The sequence below is a fragment of the Emcibacteraceae bacterium genome (genome assembly GCA_041396985.1).
Lineage (GTDB): Bacteria > Pseudomonadota > Alphaproteobacteria > Sphingomonadales > Emcibacteraceae > Pseudemcibacter.
The window spans coordinates 18,012-39,580 of the sequence record JAWKXO010000001.1 but is presented as its reverse complement, the minus strand read 5'-3'; the positions used below and the strand labels follow the sequence as shown (position 1 = coordinate 39,580).

The 21,569-nt window shown below is 43.7% G+C and carries 15 protein-coding genes; 13 read left to right on the top strand and 2 right to left on the bottom strand.

Annotation, left to right across the window (positions count from 1 at the left end):
- Positions 1-11 precede the first annotated feature (11 nt).
- Positions 12-863, bottom strand: a complete 852-nt coding sequence (locus R3D86_00165) for a LysR family transcriptional regulator (protein ID MEZ5756612.1) — start codon at positions 861-863, stop codon at positions 12-14.
- A gap of 168 nt (positions 864-1,031) precedes the next feature.
- Here R3D86_00165 and R3D86_00160 point away from each other — a divergent pair, with 168 nt between their 5' ends.
- From R3D86_00160 to R3D86_00125, 8 genes are all read left to right on the top strand, one after another.
- Complete coding sequence (locus R3D86_00160) at positions 1,032-2,615, top strand: SulP family inorganic anion transporter (GenBank protein MEZ5756611.1); 1,584 nt, start codon at positions 1,032-1,034, stop codon at positions 2,613-2,615.
- A gap of 1 nt (position 2,616) precedes the next feature.
- Complete coding sequence (locus tag R3D86_00155) at positions 2,617-3,198, top strand: hypothetical protein (GenBank protein MEZ5756610.1); 582 nt, start codon at positions 2,617-2,619, stop codon at positions 3,196-3,198.
- 200 nt (positions 3,199-3,398) lie between these two features.
- Entirely contained in the window at positions 3,399-5,156 is a 1,758-nt protein-coding gene (locus R3D86_00150; GenBank protein MEZ5756609.1) for an autotransporter assembly complex family protein, read from the top strand.
- The gene (locus R3D86_00145) at positions 5,156-9,601 is read left to right on the top strand and encodes a translocation/assembly module TamB domain-containing protein (GenBank protein MEZ5756608.1); all 4,446 of its coding nucleotides are present in this window, start codon (positions 5,156-5,158) and stop codon (positions 9,599-9,601) included. The genes R3D86_00150 and R3D86_00145 overlap by 1 nt, the downstream gene beginning before the upstream one ends.
- Positions 9,602-9,633: 32 nt before the next feature.
- Positions 9,634-10,077, top strand: a complete 444-nt coding sequence (trxC, locus tag R3D86_00140) for a thioredoxin TrxC (protein ID MEZ5756607.1) — start codon at positions 9,634-9,636, stop codon at positions 10,075-10,077.
- A gap of 166 nt (positions 10,078-10,243) precedes the next feature.
- The gene (locus R3D86_00135) at positions 10,244-10,873 is read left to right on the top strand and encodes a peroxiredoxin (GenBank protein MEZ5756606.1); all 630 of its coding nucleotides are present in this window, start codon (positions 10,244-10,246) and stop codon (positions 10,871-10,873) included.
- 138 nt (positions 10,874-11,011) lie between these two features.
- Positions 11,012-11,293 carry a DUF202 domain-containing protein gene (locus tag R3D86_00130; protein MEZ5756605.1) on the top strand — a complete coding sequence of 94 codons (282 nt, stop codon included), beginning with the start codon at positions 11,012-11,014 and terminating at the stop codon, positions 11,291-11,293.
- A gap of 30 nt (positions 11,294-11,323) precedes the next feature.
- Complete coding sequence (locus R3D86_00125) at positions 11,324-13,018, top strand: Na/Pi symporter (protein MEZ5756604.1); 1,695 nt, start codon at positions 11,324-11,326, stop codon at positions 13,016-13,018.
- Between the two features lies 1 nt (position 13,019).
- Here the strand turns inward: R3D86_00125 and R3D86_00120 are convergent, their stop codons facing one another.
- Positions 13,020-13,580: a hypothetical protein gene (locus R3D86_00120; protein MEZ5756603.1), complete on the bottom strand. Its 561-nt coding sequence runs from the start codon at positions 13,578-13,580 to the stop codon at positions 13,020-13,022.
- A gap of 283 nt (positions 13,581-13,863) precedes the next feature.
- Here R3D86_00120 and R3D86_00115 point away from each other — a divergent pair, with 283 nt between their 5' ends.
- The 5 genes from R3D86_00115 (at position 13,864) to R3D86_00095 (ending at position 21,568) form a co-directional block, all read left to right on the top strand.
- The gene (locus R3D86_00115) at positions 13,864-14,235 is read left to right on the top strand and encodes a hypothetical protein (GenBank protein ID MEZ5756602.1); all 372 of its coding nucleotides are present in this window, start codon (positions 13,864-13,866) and stop codon (positions 14,233-14,235) included.
- 109 nt (positions 14,236-14,344) lie between these two features.
- Complete coding sequence (locus R3D86_00110) at positions 14,345-14,827, top strand: A24 family peptidase (protein ID MEZ5756601.1); 483 nt, start codon at positions 14,345-14,347, stop codon at positions 14,825-14,827.
- A 325-nt stretch (positions 14,828-15,152) separates the two neighbouring features.
- On the top strand, positions 15,153-17,882 hold the full coding sequence (locus R3D86_00105; GenBank protein MEZ5756600.1) for a hypothetical protein: 2,730 nt from the start codon (positions 15,153-15,155) through the stop codon (positions 17,880-17,882).
- Positions 17,883-17,961: 79 nt separating this feature from the next.
- On the top strand, positions 17,962-20,532 hold the full coding sequence (locus R3D86_00100; GenBank protein ID MEZ5756599.1) for a TonB-dependent receptor: 2,571 nt from the start codon (positions 17,962-17,964) through the stop codon (positions 20,530-20,532).
- A 163-nt stretch (positions 20,533-20,695) separates the two neighbouring features.
- Entirely contained in the window at positions 20,696-21,568 is an 873-nt protein-coding gene (locus R3D86_00095; protein MEZ5756598.1) for a type II secretion system protein N, read from the top strand.
- Position 21,569 lies beyond the last annotated feature (1 nt).

Sequence of the window (21,569 nt, the reverse complement as noted above, 5' to 3'; positions counted from 1 at the left end):
TAAATGGTCGATTACATATTTTTCGAAATGTTGCGAAACCGCTCAAGAAGCGGGTCTATATATTTTCTGGTATCTTCCCGGTTATAGGCAAGATAAGCTGGTTGTTTGATCACGGGTGCTTTATTGACAATTATTAACGTGCCAGCATCAAGATATTCGGAAACCATTGATCTTGGGAAATAGCCACACCCACCAAACTCGACAATATATTTTATGCCGTAAAGCCCGATATTAACCGATAATTGCGGAACGGCAGTGGCAGGGAAATAATGTCTCATGGATTCCTTAAATTCTTTCCCCCAATCCACCTCGACATAATTACTGTTAAAAATATCGGCCAGAGGCACGTCTTTTTGCGGGGTGCGGGGATTGGCAACAAGTACAAAATTTTCCAGATAAAGTTCTTCAACGGCAATGCCCGGAATACTTGGTGCAGAAAGTAAAATTGCAACATCGATAATGCCTTCTTCCAGCCGTCTGATAAGGTCGGTGGCTATGCCAAATTCCACGCGGTAAGCGATATCAGGAAATTTTGCCTTTGCCCATGGCAGCCAGGCCATTATTACAGGTTCCCAAAGGCCCGGCCTTGCCCCAATGGAAATATAATCCCTGTACATATCCTCGCTTGAGACTTTCTTTACCGCTCTTTCCCAGAGCTGAACTAAGCTGAGTGCATATTCCTGAAAATATATTCCGGCCTGGGTTAGGCTGGCCCCTGATTTATTTCGGACAAAAAGGGTTTTACCCAACTGATCCTCAAGTGCTTTAATCCTGGCGCTGACTGTTGACTGTGTAACATGAAGCTTTTCAGAAGCAATCCTGAAATTGCCAACTTCAACTATCGTCAGAAAGGTTTTTGCCAAGGTTATATCCATTTAGAATAGATACAAAATAATTGCATTTATGTATAGATAAATTTGATTCATAAAATTCTGAACAAGGAAGTGGCCTATTATTTAATTTTCAATTCGAATAATTTGATGTTAAATTGCTTTCATATTTTTTTATTTGCGGGTTAACATTATTTTATAATGAATATTAATTTTTCCAGTTTGAAGTTCGATTTTTTTGGCGGTCTGACGTCAGCAATTGTGGCACTTCCGCTTGCTCTTGCGTTCGGCGTTGCCTCCGGACTGGGGCCAACGGCTGGACTAATTGGTGCGATCGTTTTGGGCTTTATTGCATCATTACTCGGTGGAACACCCATGCAGATTTCCGGCCCGACAGGCCCGATGACGGTGATTGTCGCAGGACTTGCCCTTAAATATAACGGCAATATGGAAATTATTTTTTCCATTATCATTTTATGCGGAATTATACAGGCACTTTTTGGTGTGTTCCGGCTGGGGGCATATGTGAATTATGTGCCACTCCCGGTAATATCCGGGTTCATGACCGGTATCGGGTCAATTATCATTCTTATGCAATTGCTTCCTGTGCTTGGGGATTATTCAAATCATAATGGCTTACGGGACATTATTGCAGCTATACCCGGCGCAATTAAAAATAGCCATGCTCCTTCCTTAGGATTCGGACTGGTTACTTTTTTATTTGTAAAATTTTTTCCAAAAAGTTTAAGCGGTTATATTCCGCCACAGCTGTTGGCGCTTACGGCAGGAACGGCAATTGCGGCTTATTATTTTCCTGATCTTAAAACGATCGGGGAGATTTCAACTTCAATGCCGGAACTGAGAAATTTTTCCCCAACCTATAATCTGTTGCCGGAGATTATCACGGCATCATTCATGCTTGCACTATTGGGGTCAATTGATACACTTTTGACGTCAACTGTCGCTGATAAAATTACAAAAACAAAACATGATTCTGACAAGGAACTGATTGCCCAGGGCATTGGAAATTCTCTTGTCGGTTTTGTCGGCGGGCTTCCCGGGGCAGGAGCGACCATGCGGACAGTGGTTAACATCAAAGCCGGGGCAAAAACACGTCTTTCCGGAATGCTTCATTCAATTGTTATTTTGATTGTGGTCGTATTTCTGGCAAATGTTGCAGAAAAAATTCCCCTTTCAATTCTGGCGGGTATTTTGCTTAAAGTTGGTATTGATATTATCGATTGGGATTTTTTACGGAAGCTCAGATTTTATCCAAAAGATAAAGTTTTGTTGATGTTCACTGTGCTGATCCTGACGATATTTTCAGATCTTGTAACATCAATAGGACTTGGACTTATCCTGTCGCATATGATTTATTCAAAAAAAATGCATAAATCACAGCTTAACCAGATTCAGGTTTTTGAAATTGAAGAAGATGACACTCCTGAATTTAGTGAACTTGTACAGATTGAAAAAGAAAATAACAAAAGCGCACGGGTGAAACTGAGCGGAAGTCTGAATTACAGTGTTGTCAAAGACCTGACCCAGCTGATTAATAATACCGCCGCTACCCACCGAAATTTAATATTGGATTTTGAAGATATAATCTCAATAGACATAAGCGTTGCTTCGGCTTTGGAGGATATTTTAAAATCACTGAAAGGCGAAAAAACCGTTAAAATAAAAATTAAGCAGGATGATACCTATAATATGCTTAATTCTCTTGGAATTTTAAAATTGGTTGAAACAGCAAATATTCAGATTATAGAAAAAGACGGTCAATAAAATGCCTTTTAAATTCATATTTCAGCATCAAATGGAAACACACCGCGAAACTTTATATAAGTTTCTGATTTTACTTGCTGTTCTCATTCTGTATTTTAGTTATTTAAGTTATGAATATGGCATTTTAACCGGTGGTATTGTCTCTGCTATTACTTGGAGTTTCTTTGTCCTTTGTACGCCCATTGCCGATGCCGGTTTTTTGCTTGATTTTCCCATAAGACTGCTTTTTGGCATTCGGATGCTTCATAGCGAATTGCTGGTCTGGGCCATCGCTTTTTCCATTAATGGCTATACATTATATGATGATCCGTCAATTTATGATAAAACCGTGCTGACTGCGCTTCTTAAAAAAATTATTCTGACCCCATATCCATATTGGAGCATCATTATTTTAAGTGCTATTGGGACATTTTATTCCGTTTATTTTGGTGATGAAATGCTTGATGTTTTTCGCCACCGTGACCGGCAGAAGTTTCATGAACATGGTTTTAAGTTTCGTCTGATCGGGGCCATTACTTTGTTTGCACTGATTTTTACAGCCTATTATTTTCTACTTTCGAAATTACAGATTGAAGTGTCTTAATCTGGCCTAAAAAATATCCATAATTTTCCATATGGCTTAAGATGAATTTCAAATAATATTATCAAATATGAAATTGGCTTGATATAGTGAAAAATCAAGGTTTATAAGGCAGCAGACTTCAATAAAAGGAACAGTTCACTATTTTTTATTTTAATTTGAAACGTAGTCTTAAAACTGCCGGAAGGCTTATTGCATTTGCTTTGATTTTAATTTCGGCAGAGGCCAGTTTTACTGTGCCAATATATGCCGCTGATCAAATCACATATCAGATCAGCATCAGGGGGTTGGAAGGTGATGAATTCAAAACTATATTGGATGTTTTTAAAGAGTCATCCATTCTCGAAAATAAAAAATCATCAAAACTGATTTCTCTCACCAATCTTAATGGCCGTATTGAAACGGATGTTGAGCTGTTAAATCAGATCATGCGATCCGAAGGCTATTATGGGGCAGCGATTACTGACCAGCTGGCGCGTCGAAACAACCAGTTTGAAATAACATTAATGGTCACGCCGGGACCAATATATAGATATGGGGACATCAGGATTGACTTTCAGGGCACTATTCCGCAAGAGGATATAAAAGAAAAATTACATAAAGCGATGTTGATTAAGGCAGAGCAGCCGGCAAGGGCGCAACCCGTAAAATCAAGTCATGATAATATTCTGGTCACGCTGCCGCAACTGGGATTTCCATTTGTTCAGAAAATTGATGATAATTTTGTGGTTGATCATCGCAGTCAGCTGATGAATGTCACGTTTACCATTGATACCGGGCCAAGACGCCGGATGGGAACAGTAAATTTTGATGGTTTGGGATCGGTCAATGAAAGCTTTGTCTCCAAATTTATCATATGGAATGAGGGGGATACATACGAGCAGCGATATGTTGATGGCCTGCGGGACAGATTATTACAGTCAAATTTATTTTCCGGGATCGATGTCAGTGTAACACCAAGGGATCAGGATTTTGCGGATATCAGTGTCAAACTGACACCGGCAAGGCAGCGAACAATCGGCACATCGCTCGGATATTCCACAGCAGAGGGGATCAGCGGCGAAGTTTCCTGGGAACACAGAAATATATTTGGCAGTGGACAGCGCCTGAATGTGATCGCCCATGCCGCCGAAATTGAACAGTCGCTGACAGGTCGGCTTGAAATTCCCCATTTTAAAAGACTTGATCAGACACTGTCATTCGAAGGCGGCCTTAAACGGCAAAATACGGATGCGTTCCGGGCCTATACCGTAAATACCCAGGCCGGGATTGACCGGGTGATCACGGATCATATTGCCTTACTGGCCAATGTGGTGCTGGATTATAATGTGGTGACAGACGCCCTTGGTAAAAATGATTTTATGCTGACCGCACTGCCATTCGGTTTTCGCTGGGACAGCTCAGATGATCTTCTGGACCCGAGCTCCGGCCTGCGTGCATCGGTGATTACCGCGCCCAGCTTTGGGGTGGGAAAGACCAGTTTTACCTTTTTGAAAAGCGAAATCAGAGCCAGCGGATATTATCCAGTCACAGCAAAAAAGAATGTTGTTCTGGCGCTAAGAACCCGTCTTGGCTCTATCATAGGTGTTGAAAATGAAACACTGCCCGCAACGAGCCGCTTTTTCTCCGGTGGTGGCGGTTCAATCAGGGGATATGCCTTTCAGCGGGTAGGGCCACTTGCCGTAAATAGTGACCCGCTTGGTGGACGCTCGGTGTCGGAAGTGGCCGGTGAGGTCAGGTTTAAATTTGAGAATAATCTGGGACTGGTTCTTTTTTCTGAAGGGGGCAATGTCTATCTGGATACGACGCCCAAATTCAGTGATTTTCGCTGGGCGGCCGGTATTGGTGCCCGTTATAGTACAGGGTTCGGCCCGATACGATTTGATATTGCCTTTCCGCTCAATAAAAGAGTGGGGGATAGCAGTTTTCAGATCTATATCAGTTTAGGGCAGGCTTTTTAATGACTGATATTAAATCATATCTGAAAAAATTTCCCTATCGTAAGCTGGCAAAATATTTGGGCGGCCTGGTCGGCTTTCTGTTTGTCGGTATAATCGGCATCCTATTCTATCTGGATACACAAACAGGCCGGGATCAGATTAAGCGATATATCAATAATGCGCTTCAGTCGGAAGATAGCGCGATTATCATTTCAAAGCTGGAAGGGGCATTATATTCAGAAATTCGGATCCCGACTATAAGCTTTAGGGACCCTGATGGAATTTGGCTTGAAATTAAAAACACGAAAATATACTGGTCGCTTGGGGATATTTTTAACGGGCGATTGTCTGTTGCGCGCTTATCCGCAGATCAGGTCAATTTTATGCGTAAACCGGTTGGTGATGATGCGCAGCAAACGACTGACAATGACCCATTTACCATTCCCGAACTTCCCCTTGACATCTATATAGACCGATTTGAAATAGGCCGGATTGAGGTAGCAGAAAATATTGCCAAAAAACTATCAACCTTAACGGCAAGCGGACTTTTAAAACTGACGGAAAATGATGGCCTTTTGACCAAATTTAATCTGATGACACAGTCGGGATCGGACAGTGATTTGTCAGAGGATCAGATCCTTGTCGATATTTCCTATCCCAAAACCGGTGAAGCCCTGAATGTGGATATTGGTTTAAACGCACCGGAAGACGGTCTTTTTGTTGCGCTGGCCGGACTTGAACCCCGACAATCAATCAGCGCCCATTTTAATGGAACCGGACCAATTGATAACTGGAGCGGCAAACTGGAAGCCCGGGCAAGCAGTAAAGTTTTTGCCATGGCCGGGGTCAATTACAGAAAAGGTGAGTTTTCATTACAGTCAAATTTTGATCCGAGTGGATTTGTCAGTGGTGAAATTGCCAGTCTGATAGGCAATGCAAATTCGCTTGAACTGGTCATTGCCCCCACGGACCAGGCGGATTTGTCAGCCCTTAAGTTTATGTATCAGGCAAAAATTCTGACATTAAATGCAAATGGAATAATCAGTGCAGAAAAACCTGAAAATGCGGGAGGCATCATTTTTGATGCCGAGCTTAGGGACACTGAGCCACTGAACAGCTTAATAAATCCCACATACATAGAACCATTTAAACTAAAAGGAAGGCTGGATAATCCGTTCCAGTCCCCAAAAATCACTCTTGATATCGAAGGCGCAAATTTAGGTCAGCTCGAAAATGGCGAGGTTTCCATTTCCGCCTTATTATCCGGCCATTTTGAAACGCTTTTTGATAAAGGAAAAATCATAAATTCATCCAGCGGTAAGCTTTCTTCCCTAAAAATGAAAAATGACGGAAATGCTCAGGCACTATTTGATAAGGAAATTAACTGGTCAACGGGCATCGGATATGATCCGGCAACATCAATGATTAGCATAGACCGTCTTTTTCTGGAAAATGATTTTGTAAATCTAACGGGAAATGGTGTCTTTAACAGCATTGACGGTCAAGTAGCCGGGACAGTAACCACAGTTGTTGATAATATTGCTGCCCTTGCGGAAAAAATGGATATATCCCCTGCGATGGCTGGAAAAGTGGAATTTTCCGCAAACATATCGCGGACTGGAATGGAAAGCCCGCTTTCCGCCGACCTGGATCTGAAGACAACGGGTCTTGACCTGGGCAATGAGCTTATTAATGAAATTATAGGCAATCATCCGACATTCCGTGCAAAAATCAGACAGAATGCTGACGGCGCTATTACCCTTTCTGATACTGTTTTAAACGGCGCCTATACAAGCCTGAATGCGGCCGGTGAATTATCGGCCGATCAGGAATTTAAACATTCCGATTTTACGCTTTCCATTTCCGATATGGATAAGATAGAGAGCCTTGAAGGTGCTGCCCTTGCCGGAAATATTGATATTAACGGCACCCTGGAAGGGGATGTGAGTGCACCGAAAATCACCCTCGAAACCGGTTTTGACAGTTTGGATATTCAGGGCATTGAGCTAGAGAATTTTAAAGCGCAGCTAAAAGCCGATGATATTATCAATGCGCCAAGGGCAGAACTGACCCTGAAGAGCGGAACCAGCTTGGGCGCTCTGTCACTAACATCGGAACTTTCGAGCGGGCAGAATGGGTATAAAATTGAGGGAATTCAAATTTCCCTCGGTGCGTTCGAAGCAACGGGATCAATCGACCTGCCGACAGGGAAACCCGTGAAAGGGTCAATTTCCATTGCCACCGATGAAAATAAAAGTCATCAGGCAGGCGTGGAAGGGGTAGTCACTGCAAAAATTGATCTTTCCGATCAGGAAAATATACAGGATATTGTTTTTGATGGTACCGTAGAGAATCTTACCCTGCCGCTCACCGGGCGTGGTCTGTTGGGCATTCAGTCTGCAAAAATTAATGCGGATGCAAGGCTGTTTGAGCAAAAACCAATTTTTAAGGTCAGTGCTGCAATTGAAAAACTGATGCATCCTTACATTCAGGCGGATCAGGCAAGGTTCAGTGCTAGTCAGGATGATCAGGAACTTTCCTTCAGTTTAAGTGCGGCTGGAAGCGCAGTAATGCCCTATCATGTGACGGCAACCGGAAAATCAACGGATGATCTTAATGATATTCTTGTCACTCTTGAGGGGGATATTGACCAGACCAATTTTAATCTGGCGGAACCCGCCCATATTTTAATGGGGGAGAAGTCTTTTGAGCTTTTGCCATTCAGCCTTAAAATGGGTGAGGGGGATATATCTGGGCAACTGAAAAAAGCGGGTAATGATTTTGGGGTTAATCTCACCCTTAATAAAATGGCTATTCGGCCAATTTCCGTTCTCTTACAGGACCGCCCCATGGTGGGGCAGGTAGACGGCCAGATCGGCCTTGAGGGCAAGGATAATATACTCTCCGGCAATTATTCGTTAAGGGTGAGCAATCTGGCCCTTGAAAGTTATCGTTCCTTGAGCGAGCAGATGATTGAATTAACGGCGGCAGGCACCATTAATAATGATACGTTAAGTTTGACCGGGGCACTTAAAGAGGATGGAATAAACAAAGCGGATTATTCAGCAAACCTGCCACTTGATGTTGATTTAAGTGCTTCAAAAATTGAAGTGACCACCGAAGAACCGTTCTCGGCCACCCTGAACTGGGATAATGATATTCAGTCAATTTGGCCAATGTTTAATCTGGCAAGTGATGATCTGAGAGGGGAACTTACCGCAAAGCTGACTTTTGGGGGAACACTTTCAAATCCTGACCTGGACGGAAGTCTCCGCCTTTTAAATGGCCATTATGAAAATTTAAAAGCGGGGTTTGTAGCTGACAATATCACTCTGAATGCGGGAATAAAGGACCGCCAGATCACACTGGACTCTTTTACTGCAACAGACGGTGAAGAGGGGCGGATAAGCGCAAGCGGGGTTGTAAAGCTTGATGAGGATTTTCATTATACCGCAGAAGCGGCGCTTAACCTTGTCAATGCCCATCTGGTTCGCCAGCCGGAGCTTCAGATCATTGCGTCTTCTGATTTATCCTTTGTTAAGACGGAAACGTCGGCGAATTTGAGCGGCAAAATTATTGTTGATAATGCCAGCATTGGCGCGGTTGAACAAAGCGCGCCGGAAATTGTCCAGCTTGATGTTACCGAAATCAACAGTGAAGGGCAGGAAATAAAAAATAATAATGAAACGGTTAAACCTATTGATCTTGATCTGACCCTTGATGTGCCGGGTAAATTATTTATCCGCAGTTACGGGCTTGATTCAGAATGGAAAGCCGATCTGGCGGTGAAGGGAACATCGGAAGAACCGCTGGTCAGTGGGACCGCGTCCCTCATACGCGGTTTTTTTGAATTTTCCGGTAAGCGGTTTATCCTGACCCGTGGAAATCTGACATTCCCCGAAGACGGCTCAAACGACCCTATCGCCGATGTGGAAGCGGAACACCAGCTCAGTGACCTGCTGGCAAAACTGAATATTTCCGGACGGGTCAGCAAACCGACCATTAAAATGAGCTCTAACCCTTATTTGCCGGAAAATGAGCTGATGGCACGAATATTGTTTGGAACCTCCGTGTCCGAGCTTTCGGCTGTGGAACTTGTTCAGCTGGCGTCCGCCGTACATTCAATGTCCAATGGTGGCGGGCAGGGCTTTATGGGCGGGATCAGAAATGCTATCGGCATTGACCGGCTTTCTATTGATAATGATGCGTCCCGCGAATATGGCACCACCATTACCGGCGGAAAATATCTGACCAACAATGTTTATGTAGAAGTATCAACCGCGCCGGCGACCGGCGAAACATCAACGGCCGTGGAAGTTGACCTGACCAAAAACCTGTCATTGGTGACCAAAAGAACGCTAGACCATGATAACAGCCTGTCAATCCGCTGGTCTGGGATTACTGATCTTTTTGATTTCACTCTTACTAGTGATAATGATAAACTTGTGAGTGCCGTTAAATTATAGTTGCATCAGATAATAATTTTGGAAGGTATGTTGTGACAGGTTCAAAAAGCGATTTTCATATAGTATGTCAGGCTTGTGACGCAATAAACCGAATTGCTTCCGGGCGGATGGGTGATAATCCAATATGCGGCAAATGCGGTAAGGCTTTGTTTAGTGGACATCCTGTTACTTTAACAGCAAGGAACTTCAGCAAACATGTTTCACGAAGTGATATTCCGGTTGTGGTTGATTTTTGGGCACCATGGTGTGCCCCGTGCAAGTTAATGGCACCGGAATTTGAAAAGGCGGCAGGCGTGCTTGAGCCAAATGTCCGTCTGGCAAAACTCAATACGGAAAGTGAACAATCAATCGGTGCTCAATATGGCATCCGCAGCATTCCAACCATGGTGGTTTTTAAATCGGGTAAGGAAATTGCCCGTCAGGCCGGGGCAATGGGAATGTCCGATATTGTCCGCTGGATTAAAGCTCAAATCTGACAGGCTTTATTCTTTTTAAATTTTTCTAAACTCTGTTTTTGATAAAAAACAAATTAATTTCAGAGAATTTATTGCAATTATAATATTCGCTCCTATATATTAAAAATTATGATTAGAATCATTCTAATAATTTAATTATATTAATATAAATAAAGGAGATAATTTTATGGCATTACATATTGGCGATACAGCACCCAATTTTAAAATTGACACAACGAAAGGTGAAATTGATTTTCACGAATGGGCAGGAGATTCCTGGGTATTCTTTTTCAGTCACCCGGCTGACTTTACACCGGTTTGTACAACCGAAATGGGGCGGACGTCGCAACTGGCAGATAAATTTGCCGCCCTCAATACAAAATCACTGGGTCTATCGACCGATACGGTTGAAGAACATCTTAAATGGATTGCCGATGTTAATGATACCCAGAATACGAACCTTCAATTTCCGATCGTGGCTGATCCGGATCTCAAAATTGCGATGCTATATGATATGATCCATCCGGGAGAGAGCAGCACAGCTGCTGTTCGTTCTGTCTTTATTATTGATCCCAATAAAAAATTGAGACTGACAATGACTTATCCGATGAGCATTGGCCGTAATTTTGATGAAATTCTCCGGGTGATCGAAGCCCTTCAGCTTTCGGATAAAAACAGGATTGCAACCCCTGCTGACTGGAAACGCGGTGATAAGGTTATCATTCCGCCATCCATCAGCAATGAAGACGCAAAAAAAATCTTCCCCCAGGGTTGGGACGAAATTCGTCCTTACCTTCGGTTGACAGAAGTTAAGTAAAAGCCATACTTAATCTGTCAATTTAAGGCAGCTGTTTCGGCAGCTGCCTTTTTTATATTCAAAATAGGGTTTTTCGGCTTAACAGAATTCAAAATTCCTTATAGGATTATCTGAAATGATCAGAATACGGGACAAATTATGACCAGGATCGGTGAAAAAAGAAATATAGACGCAATGTTGCTGGCGCTGCTGCGCACTGAACTAGCAAACAGGCGGACGTTGCTTGCTTATATTAAAACCGCGTTGGGGACAGCCATTACCGCGATTGGACTTTTAAAATTTACCGAAGAACAATCTGTTTACGCGATGCTCGGGCTAATTCTGGTTCCGGTTTCATTTATTGTTTTGGGGGTTGGCATAACGGATTATCTTTTGACCAAGAAAAAGATTGAAAATGAAAAAAAAGACGCTGAAGTCTGATTATTTAAAAACTGGAGTGCTTATAAAAGCATGATATTGGAAATAATCATTAATACCGCCGGTGGATTGGCACTGTTCATGATGGCCATGACCATGATGACCGACGGTCTTAAATTATTTGCCGGAAATGCCCTGAAATCAATTTTGCAGCACTGGACGTCAAATGTTTACAGGGGGGTTATTTCAGGCGCGCTGATCACCGGCTTTGTTCAGTCCTCAAGCGCGGTGACGGTGGCGACGATCGGTTTTGTCAATGCCGGGATTCTGACATTGCAACAGGCGATTGGGGTGGTTTTTGGTGCCAACCTCGGTACAACCATCACCGGCTGGCTGGTCAGCATTATTGGTTTCGGATTTAATATTGAAGCCCTTGCCATGCCGCTTCTGGCATTCGGGGCGCTTTTCCATTATGCCTCTACTGGTAAACGATATCAGGGGCTAAGTCATTTTATGCTTGGTCTTGGGCTTTTCTTTCTGGCGCTTTCCATCCTGAAGTCTGCCTTTTCGGGTATATCCGATACTTTTGGGACGGAAATTTTCCGGGCCAATGAGATTACGAGCACATGGGTATTTGTTCTTTTCGGTTTTATCCTGACCGCTTTTACCCAATCCTCAAGCGCGGCAATAGCGATTATCCTGACAGCAGTAAGTGAAGGAGTTCTCGGGGTTAATCTTGCGGCTGCTGCGGTAATAGGTGCCAATATAGGGACCACGACCACCACCGTCTTTGCCACTATGCATGCGACCGCCAACGCAAGACGTGTTGCCGTCTGCCATGTTGCCTTCAATGTCATAACAGGGATTATAGCCCTTGCCATGCTGCCGCTGTTCATCTGGGGCGTGGCGGAACTGGGTCATATGATTGGCGTTAAGGACCAGCCGGCTCCGTTTCTGGCCTTATTTCATACGTCCTTTAATCTGGTGGGTGTTATTCTGCTGGTTCCCTTCAGTCGCAGGATTGGAAATATTGCCGAAAAAATGTTTGTCACACAGGAAGAAAGCCTGAGCCATCCGCAGTTTCTTGATAAAACAGTAAAACAGACTCCCGTACTGGCAATTGCGGCAATCTGGAACGAACTGGACAGGCTTTATAATCTGTCCTGCGAACTGGTGCTTATGGCTATTGCCGGCAGAAGCAAATCGGCAGGGATTGTAAAAAGACATGCAGATGCCATTTTTTCATTGGGCAGAACAATAAATGAATTTGCGACTAATCTGAGCATGGAAAATATGGCTCGCGAACAGGCTGAGGAATTAACCTCCACCATAAGAACGTCACGTTATCTGGAAGACGTGACACGGCTTTCCAACGAGATTTATAATTTATCACAAAGTGCCGATGAAATAGACAATGAAGAGTGTACTGTCCTGCTGGCGCAATATTTGAAAGTAACAGAGCATACTGTAAATATATTTTTCAGTGACAATAATGAGCAGGCACAGAAAGATGTCAAGCTTACGGCTTTAACAGATTATCAGAAAGCCTATCAGGATACAAAAGAAGGTCTTTTGCAGGTTACCGTTAAAAGGCATTTGAGTGTAGATCAGATCGATGAATTACTGGATAGCCTGAGTCATTCCAGGCGCCTCATCCAGCAGCTGTTGAAAGCGGATAGCAGAATTCACAAAATTCGAAACGGTGAGACCACAGATCAAAAAGATCAGGAAACTAATGAAGAGGACAGGGGAGATGATGAAACCGTCTCCGAAGTGGACGAAACCTGATTTAAGACTGGAAGTTTTTCTTCAGTGTATTGATCAGATTTGAGCGCGCTTCTTTAAAAATATCACTGTCTGAAAGCATTTTTGCCGTATCCATTTTGCTTTGCATAGCGACAAACTCACTATAATAGGGCGAGTTTTCACCATCCTCAAGAATAGAGCGTAACGTATTGCTATTAAACTGTTCGCTATATATAGACGCGAGCAGGGATACCCAGTCCTGACGATAGTGGTTCGTTGTATTTTGAATATTGGAGACAACCATATTTTTGACTTGCGGGAATCCATACTGGGAAATGGCATTTTCAACAAGAGTATCATTTTTCACTGAATCAAGCAGCAACAGGGAAAGGCTTTTGTGAAGCCCGGTCGAGCGGACAAACTGCATGGCAACTGAATAGGCGCCATCGGCTGGCTCAATTGTTCTTTTTGGCAAAACCTGCTCAAGCGCGTCTGATTGTCCGGGAATGGATAACCCGGTGACATTACCACCTGCGGCAAACGCATTGTCGCTAACGAGAGTAAATGAAATAGAAATTAAAACGAATGTTATATTTTTGAACATATGCCTTGATGCCCGACTGTAATATTAAAAAATTTAATGCAGGGCTATAAAAGCAGCTATTTGTGACACTGGTATTAATGGAAAGTTACCGTTTTATGAAGTTTTTGTGAAAGTTTTGTTAAATAACAAGAGGTTATCGCAAAAATCTTTGACAAATTTGCGATTCCGATGTTAGCTTGTACATACAACGTAATATTCGACGATACGATACTATCCGACAAATATTACACTAATATGACAAAAAACAAATTTTTATAAAAAATACAGAATAAGGAGTATTTTCATGAAGAAATTAGCATTTGGCCTTATAGCAGCAATCGGGTTTGGTGCGGGTGTAGCGAACGCGGATGAGCTTTCTTCTTCGTTGATCCTTCTGCAAGATAATTCAATGGCATCGGAAAAAATTGAAGCCCGTGACTGGTCAGCAGCCGAAGCGGAATTGGTTTCAACCGATTTTGCACCGGAAGATCAGGTATTTGCCAAAGTAAATCTGGCATTTCTTTACAGCGCAACCGGCCGTGCGGAAAAAGCACAGGCGCTATATCAGGAAATTCTTGATGGTCGCGATAACAGTTTTGCCATGACACTTTCCGGAAAGCCCAGAAAAGTGAAATATATTGCGAAAGACGGTATCAAAAGACTTGATAACTTGTAAGAAAGCAAAAAATAAGACACACTGCCGACGGTGACTTTTTATCAAACAGGGACTGTCGGTGATATATAAAATTCTTTTGGCCTTTTTGACCACAGCATCTTTTTTAGTGATGTTTTTGTCGGAGAGGCCAATTTATTTTGCAATTCCTCTCTGGGTTTTGTTATCAGCTCTTTGCTATTATGATTTCAAAACTCTGAAGCTTCCAAACAGCCTTACGGCCGCTGTTTTATTGTTGGGTATTTCTTATAGTATTTATAGTGATCAGGATCCCTGGCTTGCCGTTATATCATTTCTGATTTCATTTTCATTTTTGCTCATTGTTTCATATGCTTACTTTAAAGTACGGGGGTATCATGGACTTGGCATGGGAGATGTAAAATTATTTGCGGCCGGATCAGTCTGGCTAAGTCCGTACCTTCTGCCAATTGTTTTGCTGATATCATCCCTGACGGCAATTATTTATTTTTTTCTAATGAAGCAGCGTGGGGAAAGCGACCCATCAAAACAAAAAATCCCCTACGGTCCATTCCTGGCGATTGCTATTTGGCTAAGCTGGTTGTCTGGGGAAGATATTCTCTATTTCTTAAAATAGAATCGGGTACCGGCTTCCCGAAAGACTCCGCTTCACCGGTTATAATTTCAGTGCCGGTTAACCATAAATTTTCCCTCTATCAACAGGGAATTTTCAATTTTTGTTTTCTGAATAAGAATTGTTCTAAATTCTAAAGGATTGTTAACAAACAATTAATTTTAGCAATTTGGAGACGAATTGCTATTTCATAATTTTATCACACGTCTGAAACAAAAACATCATATTCCACGCCTATGTAGGAAAAGCTTAACGGGCTCGGGTGAGCTTATTTGAAATATCAGGCTGAACAAAAACTGTTCAATTTATTAATCAAAATGGGGTCGAAATGACAAATCTCAGACAAATAAGTAGGCTGCTACTCATAAGTATAGCAGCGGCTTCTCTTTCAGCTTTTACAGGTTGTAGTGATAAGAATACAGAATTAGCGTCTCTAGGTGAGACAGGTGAAAATCCGGGTACAGGTGGTACTGGCGGTACTGGTGGTGGAGGCGGCGGCGGGACCGTTGTAGCCTGTCCGACCGGAACAACCGAAGTTACTCTTGGTAGCGGTAAAGCCTGTCAGATTTCAGGGACTATTACACAGGATCTGACACTAACTGCCGATAATACCTATCTTTTAAGTGGTAAAGTCACCGTTGGACAGGAAACCCAGTCAGACGGAACAGGCGGAACCCGTGTTCAACTTACCGTAAAACCGGGTACAACGATTGCCGGCCTTGATGCAAATTCATTTCTGGTAGTGGCTCGTGGTTCAAAAATCAATGCGAGCGGTAATGTTGGCCAGCCAATTATTTTCACCTCTTCAGCCGATATATTAAGAGGCTTCAATGCCAATGCAAATGCATTATCCGAAACCTATACTTCCGAGTGGGGCGGTATCGTGCTTAACGGTCTTGCCACAATTAACGGCTGTGCGTCCGGTATTTGTGAAGCAACAGGTGAAGGTGACAGTGGACTTTATGGTGGTATTGATGATGACGACAGTTCAGGCGTTATGCGTTATGTCCAGGTCAGATACGCCGGTAACCCGATCACTGATGATGATGAGCTGAACGGAATCGCTTTTGAAGGCGTTGGCCGTGGTACAGTCATTGATTATGTCCACGTACATAACGGTGCCGATGACGGCGTTGAATTTTTCGGTGGTACTGTGAATGTAAAACATTTGATTGTCACCGGTGCAGATGATGACAGTGTTGACTGGACCAAAGGATGGCGCGGTAAAGCACAATATGTTCTGGTTATGCAGAATGACAATCAGTCAGCATCTGACCAGGGCATTGAGGCGGATAATAATGGTGATAACAATGATGCATTGCCATATGCCCAGCCAACGCTTGCAAACTTTACCATGATAGCTGGTCCAACACGCGGTGACATTGGTATGTTGCTTCGTGAAGGTACAGGCGCGAAAATTTATAATACGGTCGTAACCGGTTTCCATGATACCTGTCTTGACCTAGATCAGGCGGCAACATATGCCCGTCGTGATGGGGCAGACGGAATTGTTATTCAGTCAACTCTGCTTAGCTGTGCCAAGACTTTTGCGACAGACGCCGAAGATGGTGACCTTGAAGCATGGTTCCTGGGTCAGGCCAACAATAGTGCTCAAACATCCACACTTTCCGGATTTGTTAACGGTACTGCAGAAAATGGCGTGACAGCAACTGACGTTCATGCACTTGATACATGGTTTGACACAACAGACTTTATCGGTGCTGTTAAATCAAGCTCAGCCACAGATAACTGGACACTTGGATGGTCATATGCCATTAACCCGAATCCGACTTGTCCGGACGGAACAACATCTAATGGTGCGGGTGGCTGTATCCTTCAGGGTGTTTATACCGGAAATGTCCATCTGGCAGCCGGTCTTGATTACTTCCTCCGTGGCAAAGTGGTTATCGGTGATGATCTTGGTGGCGATGCTGCCAACCCGATTGCCGGCAGAGAAGCAGGCAACCTGACGATTGATGCTGGTGTTACTGTTGCCGGTGAAGATCCACTTTCTTTCCTTGTGATTTCTCGTGGTTCGAAAATCAACTCAAACGGTACAAAAGATGCGCCGGTTACGATGACTGCAACAAATGATGCAACACGTAACCTTGATACAGATACGTCCCTCTGGGGTGGTCTGGTGATCAATGGCCGTGCAACAATAAACGGTTGTGGTGTTGGCATCTGTGAAGCAACGGGTGAAGGTGATAGCGGATTATACGGCGGTAATGACGATGACGACGATAGTGGTCAGATTTTCTACACAGTTGTAAAATATGCTGGTAACCCGATCACTGATGATGACGAACTGAACGGTATCGCCTTTGAAGGTGTGGGCCGTGGTACTGAAGTTGACTATGTTCAGGTCCATAATGGTGCTGACGATGGTGTTGAATTCTTCGGTGGAACTGTTCGCCTGAAACATCTGGTGATTACCGGTGCTGACGATGACAGTATTGACTGGACCAAAGGATGGCGTGGTGCAATTCAGCATGCGGTTGTGGTTCAGAATGATAACCAGTCTGCGTCTGACCAAGGTATCGAAGCCGACAATAACGGTGATGATAATGATGCGACACCTTATGCCCAGCCGCTTCTGTCAAATATCACTCTGGTTGCCGGTGCAACACGCGGTGACATTGGTATGCTGCTTCGTGAAGGTACCGGTGCACGGATCGTTAATCTGGTGACAAAAGGCTTCCATGATACCTGTCTTGACCTTGATCAGGCGGCAACCTATGCCCGTCGTGACGGGGCAGACGGTATTACCATCACATCTACCTATCTTGATTGTCCAACAACTTTTGCATCAGATGCAGAAGATGGCGATTTGGCGGCCTGGTTTAATGGTCAGGCAAACAACGGAACAGGTGCAACAACTCTGGTTGCTCCGACCGGTGGATCGCATGCCTATATCAATGGTGCAACAGAAAATGGTGTGACCTTCACCAATCCTCAAACGCTGGATGCCTGGTTTGACACAACAACCCATATCGGGGCCGTTGATGCCGAAGCCAACAACTGGCTTGAAGGTTGGACCGTGTGGGTCAACGAATAAGGAAACGATAACGAAAGCTGTGGTGATGCGAACACATCACCACGGCATTTTGTAAATTTATTTATGAACGGTGACTAATATGAAAATGTTCAAAAGAACTTTAAAAGGCGCGTTACTCGCTTCCTGTGCAGTTATAATACCGCATCTTGCGTATTCCCAGGAAGCGCAACAGGCGGACCCGAACCAGGTTGACACAATTATCGCGGTCGGGCGTTATATTCCGGATGAAAAACGATCAACTTCTGAAATATCCAATGTTGTCAGTAGCACTGATTTAACACTGGCAGGGGATAGTGATGTCGCAATAGCATTGACAAGAATGCCGGGTATTTCCCCGGATGAGTCAGGTAAATTTGTGGTGATCAGAGGACTTAATGAGCGGTATACTTCTACGCTCCTTAATGGAATTGAACTGCCTTCTCCTGATCCACTTAAGCGGGCAGTGCCCCTTGATATCTTCCCGACCTCACTGGTGGGAAGTGTATTAATCCAAAAAACCTATTCAGCAGAGTTTCCTGGTGCATTTGGGGGCGGTGTCATTGATATCCGCACCAAGGTTGTTCCTGAGGAAACTTTCTTTGATATTGGGCTTTCAACCGGCTTCAATACGGCCTCAACATTTAAAGACGGCCTTGCCTATTATGGAAGTGGCACGGATGCATTTGGTTTTGATGACGGGACAAGAAAAATCCCTGATATTATTGCCGCACATCCGACGTTACAGGGGCTTACTCCGGCTGAACTTGAACAGGCCGGTGAGGCAATCCCCAATGTGTGGTCGATTGATTTTCAGAAAAACGCCCCTGATTTTGATTTTAATGTCGCTGGCGGAACCAATGTCGAAGTTGGTGATGAAGGAGAGCTCGGGTTTATTCTTGCTGTTGATTATGGCAGCAAGTTCAGAAATAAATTCGGTCAACGCAGCTCATATAAAGCGTCAAGTGCAACGGACTCAGGTCTGGAAGCAGACCGTGATTTTAGCCCGCGTGCCTGTGAGGCGGTCGGTGTTGATGGTGCAGACTGTGGTTATGACGTCACGACATGGAAAATTGATCTGAATTCCTTTGCATCCATAGGCTGGCAGATTAATCAGGACAATTCGATAAAATACTCATCACTTCTGCTTCGCTCAAGCCAGCGGGAAGTGGAAATTCAGCAGGGTAGAACCAATTCGGAAGATTTGGCCAACTTCACCAGACTTGACTGGATTGAACGTCAGGTCTGGTCACACAGCTTCGATGGGGAACATGCTTTTGATCTCTTTAACAGTGACATGACAGAGCTATTCTGGCACGCCAATATTACCAAGGCATCAAGGGATGTTCCAATGCGTAAACGTTATACATATGTTTACGACAAAAATAATGAAGTGTTTGAAATGCTTCGCCGTAGTGACAGTAACCGTATCGAATATGGTAATATGGAGGATACATCAAAAGATTTCGGCTTTAATGTCAAACAGCCGTTTTATGTTAATGATGTAGCACTCGACCTTAAATTCGGTGCCAGTTACAACAAAAAGGACCGAAGTTCAGATTATAAAAAATATGGCTTCAACCTGACACAGGTGTCCAACGATACCCTTCGCCGATATGTACCGGAAATTATTTTCGGCTCAGTCAATATTGATCCGAATGGTATATACTTAAGTGAATATTTTGACCCGTCCAGTGCGTTTACGGCGGAATTTGAAAATAAACAGTTTTTTGGTCAGGTAGATGCACAGGTAACGGATCAGGTTCGTGTCTCTGCCGGTGTCCGCTATGAAGATAGCCACCAGACAGTGGATTCAACCAACCGGACGACATTTGAGGATATCAGAATTACTCAGGATGTTCAGAAGTGGTTACCATCAGCAACTGTGACCTGGGAATTTGTTGAAAATATGCAAATCCGTCTGGCATTTTCGCAGACTGTGAACCGTCCTGACAGCCGTGAGCTGGCCCCAGTATATTTTGTGCGGGAAGATGGCCGAACAGAACGCGGAAATCCGGATCTTGTACCAGCCAATATCCGCAGCTTTGATGCCCGGTTTGAATGGTATTTCGATGCCGGGGAAAGCTTCACGCTTGGGGCTTTCTATAAGGAAATTGACAATCCAATCGAACAGTCGATTTTTGCCCGTGGCGATGGGGAAGCTGACACAATTGCCAATGCCGAAAAGGCAAAGCTTAAAGGTGTCGAAGCGGAACTTGAAAAAATTGTTGGCACCCTCGGTGACAGAGAATTTTTTGTGAAAGCCAATGCGTCCTACATCGACTCTGAAGTGGTCAGAAGTATTGAAAAATTTGACCAGGTTACCAATCTGGTTGGCCGCCTTCAGGGACAGTCAAACTATCTTGCGAACCTGCAGGTAGGTTTTGAAAATCAGGATGTTGGTGAAAAATTCAATATCATTGTCAATTTCCAGGGTGACCGAATTTACAGGCTTGGAACGTCAAACCGTCCTGATCTGCTTGAAGATATTCCGGTACAGCTTAATCTTCTTTATAGCCGTGATGTGAATATCTGGGGTGAGAACCCGGTTACTCTGACATTCAAGGCACAAAACCTGTTGAATGAAAAAGAGCTTCGCAAGCAGGGATCGGAAATAGCCGAATCCTACGAAATAGGGCGGACATTCATTCTTGGATTTAATTACTCATTCTAAATTTCATAATCTAATATACCCAAATGTTGAAAGCCCGGTTTACTGCCGGGCTTTTTTACTGTTTTTGACATATTACTGTAGCATTTCTGAAATATTAGCATAACAAAAGTTCGCTAAAACTGTAGGAGAAAAGAGAGAATCACCTGAAATTTAAGGGGCCATAATGGCTAAAAAAATATCATTAGCACCAAGCGACACGGAGGCCGTCAGGCTGCCGGTTTATTATCGCACTGCCCTTATTTTTCTTGAAATAGTGGCTGTAATTCTTCTTGCGCTAGTCTGCTCAAATATAGTCGTTCAACTCTTAAATTCGGACGATGAAATTGGTTTATCTGCGCATTTGCCACTAGCCAAATTTACAGAAAAGCAAAATGCCCGTCAGGCGGACTATAATTATTTAAAAACTGTAGATGCCTTTTATGGTTTGTCCAAAAATATTATCGTCACGCGGTCGGATGATATTCCGGAAAGTACCCTTGATATTCAGATTTTTGGCCTACGCGCAAAAGGAAATGGTGATGGGACCGTTATTCTGAAATCGCAAGGGTCCGTCCAGAAACTTGCTAAAATTGGTGATGAAATAGCCAGCGGAACAAGGCTTGCAGCCATATATCCGGACCGCATTGATATCAGAAGAAACGGTCGGCTTGAAACAATTTATCTCAATAAGGATCGGGCAAATTCACGTCAGAATAGTCAGTCGCAGATTGCCGCTACGTCCAGCACGCCTCAAAGCAGTAACGACACTAAAAAGAAAATAGAAGATTTCATTACTTTGATGGATCTGAAACCCTTCCGTGAAGGAAAAAATATTGCCGGTTTTACTGTAGGTGATAAGGCCGAACCATCGCTTCTAACCCTGGCAGGTCTGGAAAAGGGTGACATCATCAGTTCGGTAAATGGAAACGAACTTCTTTCATGGGAACGGGTGAAGGAAATTTCCGACGGGGCCAGTGGCGGCACCCTTGATATTCAACTTGAAAGGGACGGCGAAAAGCGAACGCTAAAACTTTCCCAATCGGCGTTAGGACTTTAAA